The organism is Burkholderia sp. Se-20373 (assembly GCF_017104705.1).
In the GTDB taxonomy this organism is placed as follows: domain Bacteria; phylum Pseudomonadota; class Gammaproteobacteria; order Burkholderiales; family Burkholderiaceae; genus Burkholderia.
In genome coordinates, this window is sequence record NZ_JAAGPH010000113.1 from 17374 (window position 1) to 27637 (window position 10264).

Annotated in this window: 11 protein-coding genes and 1 tRNA gene; 10 read left to right on the forward strand and 2 right to left on the reverse strand. The window is 68.2% G+C overall.

Features of this window, described 5'->3' with window-relative positions; translation table 11 throughout:
- Nucleotide 1 precedes the first annotated feature (1 nt).
- Entirely contained in the window at nt 2–925 is a 924-nt protein-coding gene (locus G3N96_RS28460) for a YicC/YloC family endoribonuclease (protein ID WP_011351283.1), read from the reverse strand.
- 173 nt (nt 926–1098) lie between these two features.
- Between G3N96_RS28460 and rph the strand changes: the two genes are divergently transcribed.
- From rph to G3N96_RS28505, 9 genes are all read left to right on the forward strand, one after another.
- On the forward strand, nt 1099–1830 hold the full coding sequence (gene rph, locus G3N96_RS28465) for a ribonuclease PH (protein WP_206139248.1): 732 nt from the start codon (nt 1099–1101) through the stop codon (nt 1828–1830).
- A gap of 1 nt (nt 1831) precedes the next feature.
- Entirely contained in the window at nt 1832–2458 is a 627-nt protein-coding gene (rdgB, locus tag G3N96_RS28470) for an RdgB/HAM1 family non-canonical purine NTP pyrophosphatase (RefSeq protein WP_206139249.1), read from the forward strand.
- A gap of 34 nt (nt 2459–2492) precedes the next feature.
- The gene (gene hemW, locus G3N96_RS28475) at nt 2493–3707 is read left to right on the forward strand and encodes a radical SAM family heme chaperone HemW (RefSeq protein ID WP_039343394.1); all 1215 of its coding nucleotides are present in this window, start codon (nt 2493–2495) and stop codon (nt 3705–3707) included.
- Between the two features lie 44 nt (nt 3708–3751).
- A tRNA-Ser gene (locus tag G3N96_RS28480) sits at nt 3752–3839 on the forward strand.
- A 142-nt stretch (nt 3840–3981) separates the two neighbouring features.
- Nucleotides 3982–4377, forward strand: coding sequence for a hypothetical protein (locus G3N96_RS28485; RefSeq protein ID WP_206139250.1), 396 nt, complete (start codon nt 3982–3984; stop codon nt 4375–4377).
- A 235-nt stretch (nt 4378–4612) separates the two neighbouring features.
- Nucleotides 4613–4906, forward strand: coding sequence for a hypothetical protein (locus G3N96_RS28490; RefSeq protein ID WP_089472328.1), 294 nt, complete (start codon nt 4613–4615; stop codon nt 4904–4906).
- A gap of 335 nt (nt 4907–5241) precedes the next feature.
- Nucleotides 5242–5733: an energy transducer TonB gene (locus G3N96_RS28495; protein ID WP_206139251.1), complete on the forward strand. Its 492-nt coding sequence runs from the start codon at nt 5242–5244 to the stop codon at nt 5731–5733.
- A gap of 293 nt (nt 5734–6026) precedes the next feature.
- On the forward strand, nt 6027–7337 hold the full coding sequence (locus tag G3N96_RS28500) for an MFS transporter (protein ID WP_089494284.1): 1311 nt from the start codon (nt 6027–6029) through the stop codon (nt 7335–7337).
- 102 nt (nt 7338–7439) lie between these two features.
- Complete coding sequence (locus tag G3N96_RS28505) at nt 7440–7619, forward strand: hypothetical protein (protein ID WP_124576718.1); 180 nt, start codon at nt 7440–7442, stop codon at nt 7617–7619.
- A 21-nt stretch (nt 7620–7640) separates the two neighbouring features.
- Here G3N96_RS28505 and waaC read toward each other — a convergent pair whose 3' ends face one another.
- Nucleotides 7641–8639, reverse strand: coding sequence for a lipopolysaccharide heptosyltransferase I (gene waaC / locus G3N96_RS28510; RefSeq protein WP_206139252.1), 999 nt, complete (start codon nt 8637–8639; stop codon nt 7641–7643).
- Nucleotides 8640–8809: 170 nt separating this feature from the next.
- On the opposite strand from waaC, the gene G3N96_RS28515 reads away from it, so the two are divergent.
- Nucleotides 8810–10264: chloride channel protein (locus G3N96_RS28515; RefSeq protein WP_206139253.1), on the forward strand; the 1455-nt coding region annotated here is incomplete at its 3' end.

Sequence of the window (10264 nt, forward strand, 5' to 3'; positions counted from 1 at the left end):
TTTACTCCAGGTTTTGCACTTGCTCGCGCATCTGCTCGATCAACAGCTTGAGCGCCATCGACGCGTCGGCGAGTTCCTTCGCCGCCGCCTTCGAGCCGAGCGTGTTCGCTTCGCGATTCAGTTCCTGCATCATGAAGTCGAGACGCTTGCCGACGCGGCCGCCCTTCTCGATCACATGGCGCGTTTCGTTCAGGTGGGCGGTGAGCCGCGACAGCTCTTCCGCGATGTCGATCCGGATCCCGTACATCGTCACTTCCTGACGAATGCGCTCCGCGGCTTCCTCGCGCGTGACGATCGTCGAGCTGCCTTCGGGCGCCGCGATGCCGAGCGCCTCCTGCAGCCGTTCGACGATCTTCTGCTGGTGCTTCGCGATCAGCTCCGGCACGAGCGGCGTGATGCGCGCGACGATCGCTTCCATCTCGGTGACGTTCGACAGCAGCATCGTCGCCAGTTGCGCGCCTTCGCGCGAACGCACGACGACGAGCTCACCGATCGCTTCCTTGCCGCACGCGAGCACCGCCTCGCGGATCGCGTCAGCCGACACGCCGCTCTCGGCGATCACGCCCGGCCAGCGCAGGATCTCGCCCGCGCGCAGGCGGCCGACACCCGGGAACGAGTCGAGCACCGAGCGTTCGAGCTCGGCGAGCTGGCCGAGCGCGGACTGGTTCAGCGCGCCCGCGCCAATGCTCTGCTCGCCGCGCTGCAGGTTGATGCGGATGTCGACCTTGCCGCGCGACAGCTTGTTCATCAGCATTTCGCGCAGCGCGGGTTCGCACGCGCGCACGTCGTCCGGCATCCGGAAATTCAGGTCGAGAAAGCGCGAGTTCACGGTGCGCAGTTCGACCGACACGCTGGTGCCGCCGTTGCCGGTGGCCGTCGCGAGTTCGCGCGTCGCGCTCGCGTAGCCCGTCATGCTGTAGATCATGGTTCGTCTCGCCGTCTGGGTGCCCTCGCGGGCGGGGATATGTCGAGGCGCCCGGCGCATCGGAAAGCGCGGGGCGGGAAGCGCGCATTATCCCATTTTTGCGGACCACCCCGCCGGGCACGCCCGCCGTTCGGCGCTAAAATCGGGGTTTCCTCTCGTTCCGCGATTCCCACATGACGTCCTCCGTTTCCCGCCCGAGCGGCCGCCGCGCCGATGAACTGCGCAAGGTCGCCCTGACGCGCCACTACACGAAACATGCCGAAGGCTCGGTGCTGGTCGAGTTCGGCGACACCAAGGTACTCTGCACCGCGAGCGTCTCCGAGCGCGTGCCCGACTTCCTGCGCGACCGCGGGCAAGGCTGGCTGACCGCCGAATACGGGATGCTGCCGCGCGCGACGCATACGCGCAGCGACCGCGAAGCCGCCCGCGGCAAGCAGACCGGCCGCACGCAGGAAATTCAGCGCCTGATCGGCCGCGCGCTGCGCGCGGTGTTCGACCTCGAGGCGCTCGGCCCGCGCACGATCCACATCGACTGCGACGTGATCCAGGCCGACGGCGGCACGCGCACGGCGAGCATCACCGGCGCGTTCGTCGCCGCGCACGACGCCGTGTCGAAGCTGATCGCGGCCGGCAAGCTCACGCGCTCGCCGATCACCGACCACGTCGCCGCGATCTCGGTTGGCGTGTACGCAGGCGCGCCGGTGCTCGACCTCGATTACGCGGAAGATTCGCAGTGCGACACCGACATGAACGTCGTGATGACGGGCGCCGGCGGTTTCGTCGAAGTCCAGGGCACGGCCGAAGGCGTGCCGTTCTCGCGCGCCGAGATGAACGCGCTGCTCGACCTCGCGCAAGGCGGGATCGCCGAGCTCGTGCAGCTTCAGAAAGACGTGCTGGGCGCCTGACATGCCGGACGACCACACCACCGCGCCGCTGTCGCGCATCGTTCTCGCGTCGAACAACGCGGGCAAGCTGCGCGAATTCACCGCGCTGTTCTCGACGGTCGGCATCGAGATCGTCCCGCAGGGCGACCTTGCGGTGCCGGAAGCGGAGGAGCCGTTCGGCACCTTCATCGAGAATGCGCTGACGAAGGCACGCCACGCGTCTCGGCTCACCGGGCTGCCGGCGATCGCCGACGATTCGGGCCTGTGCGTGCGCGTGCTGCGCGGCGCGCCGGGCGTCTATTCGGCCCGCTACGCGCAGCGCGCGGGCCGTGACAAGGGCGACGCGGCGAACAACGCGTATCTCGTCGAGCAGCTGCGCGGCGTCGCCGACCGGCGCGCATACTATTGCTGCGTGCTCGCGCTCGTGCGCCATGCGGACGACCCCGAACCGCTGTTCGCCGAAGGACGCTGGGCGGGCGAAATCGTCGATACACCGCGCGGCGAGCACGGATTCGGCTACGACCCGTATTTCTACCTGCCGTCGCTCGGCGCCACGGCCGCCGAACTCGAGCCGGCCGTGAAGAACACGCACAGCCATCGCGCGCTGGCGCTGAAGGCGCTGCTGGCGCGGCTCGCGGAGGAAGCATGAGTACGCCCGATACCCGTTCGCCAGCGGAGGTCGCATGAGCCAGGCCGCGGAAACCGGCGCGCGCGTCGTCGCGACCTTCACGTCGCCCGGCCAGGTGCGGCTCACGTCGCTGCCGCCGCTCGCGCTGTACGTGCATTTCCCGTGGTGCGTGCGCAAGTGCCCGTACTGCGATTTCAATTCGCACGAGTGGAAGGGCGAACGGTTTCCGGAAACCGAGTATCTCGACGCGCTGCGCGCCGATCTCGAGCAGGCGCTGCCGCTCGTGTGGGGCCGCCAGGTGCATACGGTATTCATCGGCGGCGGCACGCCGAGCCTGCTGTCGGCGGCCGGTCTCGACCGGATGCTGTCCGACGTGCGTGCGCTGCTGCCGCTCGACGCCGATGCCGAGATCACGCTCGAGGCGAATCCGGGCACATTCGAGGCCGCGAAGTTCGCACAGTTCCGCGCGAGCGGCGTGAACCGCCTGTCGGTCGGCATCCAGAGCTTCAACGAAACGCACCTGAAGGCGCTCGGCCGGATTCACGATACGACGCAGGCACGCGCCGCGGTCGAGATCGCCGCGAAGAACTTCGACAACTTCAACCTCGACCTGATGTTCGCGCTGCCGAACCAGACGCTCGACGAATGCCGCACCGACATCGAGACCGCGCTGTCGTACGCGCCGCCGCATCTGTCGCTGTATCACCTGACGCTCGAGCCGAATACGCTGTTCGCGAAGTTCCCGCCGGTCGTGCCCGACGACGACGCGTCGGCCGACATGCAGGAATGGATTCACGCGCGCACGACCGAGGCCGGTTACGGACGCTACGAAGTATCCGCGTATGCGAAGCCGAATCATCAGTGCAAGCACAACCTGAACTACTGGCGCTTCGGCGACTATCTCGGGATCGGTGCGGGCGCACACACGAAGCTGTCGTTCCCGAACCGGATCCTGCGGCAGGCACGCTACAAGCACCCGGCGACCTTCATCGAGCAGGCGATGGCGGGCACGGCCGTGCAGGAAGAGCGTGAAGTCGGCGCGCGCGACCTGCCGTTCGAGTTCATGCTGAACACGCTGCGGCTCGTCGAGGGCTTCCCGGTGCACAGCTTCGCCGAACGCACGGGCCTGCCGATGAGCACGATCGAGCCGGCGCTGCAGGAAGCGGAGCGGCGCGGGCTGATCGCGCGCGATTTCGCGCAGATCGCGCCGACGCCGCTGGGCCAGCGTTTCCTCAACGACCTGCAGGAATTGTTCCTGCGCGACGATTGAAGGGATGAACCACGCGGCATTTCGGTTACAATGCCGCCTCGTGTGGAAGCGTGGCCGAGCGGTTTAAGGCACCGGTCTTGAAAACCGGCGACGGGAAACTGTCCGTGAGTTCGAATCTCACCGCTTCCGCCAGGAAGTTCGCCAAACCCCGTCCATTCACCGAATGACGGGGTTTTTTGTTGGTCCGCACACGCCCTTCCCTCACGTTCCGACGCGTCATGCCGGATGCCGTTACAATCCGGCGCTCCGATTCGCGAAACGGGAAACCCACGTCATGAAGCCCTTCATCGCCTCGTCGCTCGCTGCACTGCTGGTTGCCGTCAGCACGCCGGCGACGGCCGACACCGCCTCCGGCAGCGACGCGCCAGCGTCGTGCGCTATCGCCTACGTGACGGGCGTCGGCGGCTCGCCGCGCGGCCTGAGCGAATACCTCGCGAGCCCATCGCCCTACAACTACGTGAAGGACAACGACCTCCAGTGCAAGGTGGGCGACGATGGACGCACGTCGAACTGCACCGGCGTGACCTACCTCCGGAACGAACAGGTCAGCGTGTATGACGATTCCGATCCGGCGACGCTGACCGTCGTGGCGCGCGTGGAGCTCGATCACGGCCAGAAATACCCGGTGATCATCGTCGTGCAGCGCAAGGACGCGCGCTGCAAGCAATGATGCAGCGCCGCGCGCGAGCCCGTCCGCCGAAACGGCACGGGCGTTCGCGCCGGACCTCGCGCGGCCCCTGAGCTGCGGGCACCGGCAGCGGCCCGCCATCGCATCGCAACGCGCCGGAAGCCCCCTCCCGGCCGGCCGCTCGATCACCTAGAATTCGATCAACACGGCGACACGACCGCCGCCGCGTACTCGATGCCGCGCGCGCCACCCCTGCGTGCGGTACACGGAGATCGCCATGACCGAACTGTCGACACCGGCGGAACACGTCGATTACGAAGGCTTCGAGATCCATGTCGTGCCGGCCGTCGCGCCCGGCAGCGACACGCGCTACACCTACACCGGTTACGTGTGCCATCCGGGCGCGAATCCCGCCTTGCCCGGCCACGCGGTGCCCTTCCATGCGGACGGCGAGGAAAGCTTCGCGAGCCTCGATGAAGCCGTCCACGAAGCCGTGCACATCGGCAAGAGCATCATCGACGGCACGCACCCCGACCTGTCGATCCTGTCACTCGTCACGCACGGCTTCTGAACCGGGCCGCACGCATCGCCGACGATGGCGCGGGCGCGCCCGTGGTGCTGCCTGCGGCGACCCGCTGCACTCGCGCCGGACGCTCGCCACGCGTCTGCGTGCCCCTCGCGTTCCCCGCGTTTCTTTCAACCTTGCAACACGCACGCCGGATCGCACACGTGCGACAGCCACGCGAGCGGGCTGTCATATGTCACGTCACACCGCGCTGCGCGAGCGCACGCCGTCTCGTCATCAGCGATCGCAACATCCGGCATCGCCCGTTATGCGTTTCTCCCGATATCGGCCCGCGTCCGTGCGCCTATCATTTTTTTATAGTCACTTCCGGCTAGCCTCCCATGTGCCCCCTCCCCCGTTTGCATGTCGACCGGCTGCGTGCAGTTGCGCTGGCCGTCGTCGCCATGCTCGCGGCGTGCACGATCACGCCGCCTCCGTCGCTGCACTCGATCCTGACGGTTCCGTCGATCACCCGCAGCGGCAGCCTCGACCAGTACCGCGTCGAAGTCGCGCAGCGTGTCGCCGAACGCAATCCGTCCGGCATGCTGCACGGCATACCACAGGCCATGCTCCGCTCGCTCGTCGTCGTGGCCTTCACCGTCGATGGCAGCGGCCGGCTCGTCAACGCGTCCGTCTATCGCAGCAACGGCGACGGCGAAGCGGAAGCACTCGCGCTCGCGTCGCTGCGCCGCTCGGCGCCGCTGCCGCCGCCACCGTCGCGACTGCTCGACGGCAACGGCCGGCTCGAATTGATGGAAGGCTGGCTCTTCAACGACGACGGCCACTTCCAGTTGCAAAGCACCGCGTCGGCGCAGGCGCAATCGATCGACTGACCGGTCGCCGCCCCGCGATTGCCGGTGCGCGGCGGCGCTGGCTATAATTTTCCGCAATCGCGCGGCCATCACGCCGCGCGCGCGTTCGCGCGCCCCACCCGGCATGCGAGCCGACCACGCCGGCACCGGGCGGCGGCGACGTACCCGTCTCCATCGTCGACCGGCGGGTGACGTCCGCGCCACGGCGCGCTTCCACGCCGCCACCGCATCATCCGCTCGGCTGCCCCCGGCAGGCATCCGCCTGCCCGACCGCACGCTCAGCCGACCGCCCCAACGACAAAACGGAGACATCCATGTCCGCATCTCCCCCGACCGTTGCACACGCAACCGGTTCGGCCGGCGCCGTCAGCCACCGGCGCATCGTGTTCGCCAGCTTCATCGGCACCGCGATCGAGTTCTACGATTTCTACGTGTACGCAACGGCCGCCGCGCTCGTCATCGGCCCCGTGTTCTTCCCGCACGGGTCCGCGACCGCCCAGGCGCTGTCCGCCTTCGTCACGTTCGGCATCGCGTTCATCGCTCGCCCGATCGGCTCGTTCCTGTTCGGGCACTTCGGCGACCGCATCGGCCGCAAGTCGACGCTCGTCGCATCGCTGCTCGTGATGGGCGTATCCACCACCGCCATCGGCTTCGTGCCCGGCTACGACGCGATCGGCGCGCTCGCGCCGGTGCTGCTGTGCGTGCTGCGCTTCGGCCAGGGGATCGGCCTCGGCGGCGAATGGGGCGGCGCCGCGCTGCTCGCGACCGAGCACGCGCCGCAGGGCAAGCGCGGCTGGTTCGGGATGTTCCCGCAGCTCGGGCCATCGGTCGGCTTCCTGATGTCGAACGGGCTGTTCTTCGCGCTCGCGCTGTCGCTGTCGGACGAGCAGTTCCGCAGCTGGGGCTGGCGCATCCCGTTCCTGGTCAGTGCGGTGCTCGTCGCGCTCGGCCTGTACGTGCGGCTCAAGATCACCGAAACACCCGCATTCCAGGCCGCGCTCGATCGCAACGAGCGCGTGCGCGTGCCGGTCGCGACGCTGCTCACGCAACACTGGCGGCCGACGCTGCTCGGTGCGCTCGCCATGGTCGTCTGCTACACGCTGTTCTACATCTCGACGGTGTTCTCGCTGTCCTACGGCGTGTCGGCGCTGCATATTCCGCGCCAGAGTTTCCTCGGCCTGCTGTGTTTCGCGGTCGTGTTCATGGGACTCGCGACGCCGCTGTCCGCGTGGGCGTCGGACCGCTTCGGCCGCAAGCCGGTGCTCGTCGTGGGCGCGATCGCCGCGCTGCTGTCGGGTTTTGCGATGGAGCCGCTGCTCGGCAGCGGCTCGATGCCGCTCGTCGCGTTGTTCCTGACGATCGAGCTGTTCCTGATGGGCGTGACGTTCGCACCGATGGGCGCGCTGCTGCCGGAGCTGTTCCCGACCAACGTCCGCTATACGGGCGCGGGCGTCGCGTACAACCTCGGCGGGATCCTCGGCGCGTCGATCGCGCCGTATATCGCGCAACTGCTGGCGGCGCGCGGCGGGCTGTCGTGGGTCGGCGGTTATGTATCGGTTGCGGCGGCAATCAGCCTGATCGGCGTGCTGCTGATGCGCGAGACGCGCGACGCATCGCTCGTCTGAGACTCCGGGGCGACCCGGGTTGTGCGGAGGCCGGCGCTGCCTATACTCGATCCTGGGTGCGCCGCTGCGCCCCCGGGATCCCGCCCCGAAGGAGCCGCCGCCATGAACATTCGCCTCGGCAATGCCGATCTCGTCCTGATCCTCGCACTCGCGCTGGGTGGCGCGATCCTGCTCGCGATGCGCTTCCGGCCGCAGACCTGGCGCGGCCTCGTGTTCGAGGCGCTGCTGGCGAACCTGGCGGCCTTCGCCGCCGTCGTCACGGTCGAGGCGCTGCTCGCCTGAACCACCCGCCCCACCCCCTCGTCAGGCGGTCAGCCGCGCGCGCAGCGCGCCGTAGGCCGGGCCGACCGTATCGATCGCGTCCAGCGCCTCGTCGACCGACGGCATCATGCCCGGCTCGCCGATCGACAGCGCATTCGGCGCGCCGCCGATCCCGCAATGATGGCGCGACGTCGCGACGAAAATCATCACGGTCGGCCGCTGCAGCGCGTGCGCCATGTGGACGAACCCCGTATCGACCCCCACCACGAGCGCAGCCCGGCCGAGCGCCGCGCCGAGCTCGCGCACCGTCATCGCGGGCAGCACGACCGAACCCGGCGCGCGTGCGGCGATGTCCTGCGCATCGTCATGCTCGGCAGCCGATCCCCACGGCAACAGCACGCGTACGCCACGCGCCATCATCTGCGTGGCGAGCGCGGCCCAGCGGTCGGCCGGCCATTTCTTGTCGGGGTTGGACGTCGCATGGAACAGCAGCATGAATGGGGCGCCATCGGTCACGGCGGCCGGCAGGTTCACGTCCCGCGGCGGGACGATGCCGTATGTAGCGGTGCCCTCGGGCGCGTAGCCGAGCGCCTCGCCGGCGCTCACGCGCATCCCGTGCCACGCGTCGCAGTTCGGCCGCGGGCCGAACCGATGCGAATACGCGAAGCGTGCGCCCGTTTCGCCGAGATCCTGCGTCTGGTAGCCGACGCGGCGCGCGGCGCGCGCAAGCGCCGAAATGATCGCGCTCTTGTAGACGCCGTGCAGGTCGATCACCGCATCGTAGCGGTGCCTCCGCAGCGCGCCGATCGACGCCGTGATCGCCTTCAGGTCGCCGCGATTGCGCATCTTCTTGAAGCGGCGCAGCGGCGCGCAAAGGACTTCGCTGACGCCCGGATGCCAGCGCACGACCTCCGCGCACGATTCATCCACCGCCCAGTCGACCGTTACGCCGGGAAAGGCGCGATGCAGATCCGCGACGACGGGTAGTGTCTGGACAACGTCGCCGAGCGACGTCACTTTCACGATGAGGATACGTTTCACGATGTATGGGGATAGACCGGCCAATTTGGCATGCTAACGATGGTTACATGCGCGAACATTACGTGAACATTACTTTTGCAACAAAATGCATCTCCTTTCGGGAACATTCTCGCTCCCCACCCGCATCCGGTTCTTTTTATAATTCGATCTTTGCCTGACGGCCCGCGCCGATGCCACGCCCCGCTCTTCCCGCCCTGTTTCCCGCCCTCACCCGTCGTTCGCTGAGGATCTGGCGCCAGTATGGCGTTTTCTGGCTCGGTGCGATCGTCGTCGGCCTCGCGGCCGTACTTTACGCGCGTCTGATCGACTGGGGTTACGAAACCTTCCGCACGATGCGCGATCACGCCGCGTGGCTGCCGCTGCTGCTGACACCGGCCATCGCCGCGCTGTCGGTATGGATCACGCGGCGCTTCTTCCGCGGCGCCGAGGGCAGCGGCATCCCGCAGGTGATCGCGACGCTGCATGCGCGCCCGAGCGCGTTCGGCTCCCGGCTGCTGACGCTGCGCATCCTGTTCGGCAAGGTGCTGGTGTCGTTCCTCGGCATCCTGGGCGGCTTCACGATCGGCCGCGAAGGGCCGACCGTACAGGTCGGCGCGGCGCTGATGTTCAACCTGCGACGCTTCTACCCGCGCTCGAACGCGCAGATCGAACGCCAACTGGTGCTCGCCGGCGCGGCGGCCGGGCTGTCGGCCGCGTTCAATACGCCGCTCGCCGGAATCGTGTTCGCGATCGAGGAGCTGACGCGCAGCTTCTCCGCGCGCGCCAGCGGCGTGCTGATCACCGCGATCATCCTCGCCGGCGTCGTCGCGCTCGGCCTGAACGGCAACTACACGTATTTCGGCACGATCGATGCCGGCCCCCATTTCCCGAAACTGCTCGCGCTCGCCGTGCTGGTCACCGCGATCGTGACGGGGATCGCAGGCGGCGTGTTCTGCTGGCTGCTGCTCAACACGGGACGCTGGCTGCCCGCGCAGTTGCTGGGCCTGTATCGCGAGCGGCCGATCACGTTCGCCGCACTGTGCGGTTTCGCGATCGCCGTCGTCGGCCTCGTATCGGGCGGCACGACCTTCGGCAGCGGCTATGCCGAGGCGCGCGGCCTGCTCGACGGCAGCCAGCACCTGTCGGTTTTCTATCCGTTCCTGAAGATGATTTCGATGGTGGCGTCGTACCTGCCGGGCATCCCGGGCGGGATCTTCGCGCCGTCGCTGTCGATCGGCGCCGGGTTCGGCAACCTGTTGCATATCGTGTTCAGCAACATGAGCCTGCCGATGCTGATCGCGCTCGCGATGGTCGGCTACATGGCGGCCGTCACGCAGTCGCCGATCACGTCGTTCGTGATCGTGATGGAGATGATCAACGGTCACGCGCTCGTGATTTCGCTGATGGCCACCGCGCTGGTGTCGAGCCGCGTGTCGCGCTTCTTCGCGCCACCGCTCTACGAAACGCTCGCGCTGCGCTATCTCGCGCCGCCCGCCGCGGCCGCCGAACCAGCTGCGGCAACCGCGGCGAGCGCGACGGGGGCAACCGGCGTCACCGAGCCGCAGGATGCGGCCGCTGCGCCCGCCGATCCGCTCGACACGCTGCGTGACGAAGGCGGCAAGGGCGACGAAGCGCCCCCCGCCACC

Coding starts and splice junctions, on each gene's coding strand:
- G3N96_RS28460 (WP_011351283.1), bottom strand. CDS start 925: ATGATCTACAGCATGACGGGCTACGCGAGCGCGACGCGCGAACTCGCG.
- rph (WP_206139248.1), top strand. CDS start 1,099: ATGACGTCCTCCGTTTCCCGCCCGAGCGGCCGCCGCGCCGATGAACTG.
- rdgB (WP_206139249.1), top strand. CDS start 1,832: ATGCCGGACGACCACACCACCGCGCCGCTGTCGCGCATCGTTCTCGCG.
- hemW (WP_039343394.1), top strand. CDS start 2,493: ATGAGCCAGGCCGCGGAAACCGGCGCGCGCGTCGTCGCGACCTTCACG.
- G3N96_RS28485 (WP_206139250.1), top strand. CDS start 3,982: ATGAAGCCCTTCATCGCCTCGTCGCTCGCTGCACTGCTGGTTGCCGTC.
- G3N96_RS28490 (WP_089472328.1), top strand. CDS start 4,613: ATGACCGAACTGTCGACACCGGCGGAACACGTCGATTACGAAGGCTTC.
- G3N96_RS28495 (WP_206139251.1), top strand. CDS start 5,242: ATGTGCCCCCTCCCCCGTTTGCATGTCGACCGGCTGCGTGCAGTTGCG.
- G3N96_RS28500 (WP_089494284.1), top strand. CDS start 6,027: ATGTCCGCATCTCCCCCGACCGTTGCACACGCAACCGGTTCGGCCGGC.
- G3N96_RS28505 (WP_124576718.1), top strand. CDS start 7,440: ATGAACATTCGCCTCGGCAATGCCGATCTCGTCCTGATCCTCGCACTC.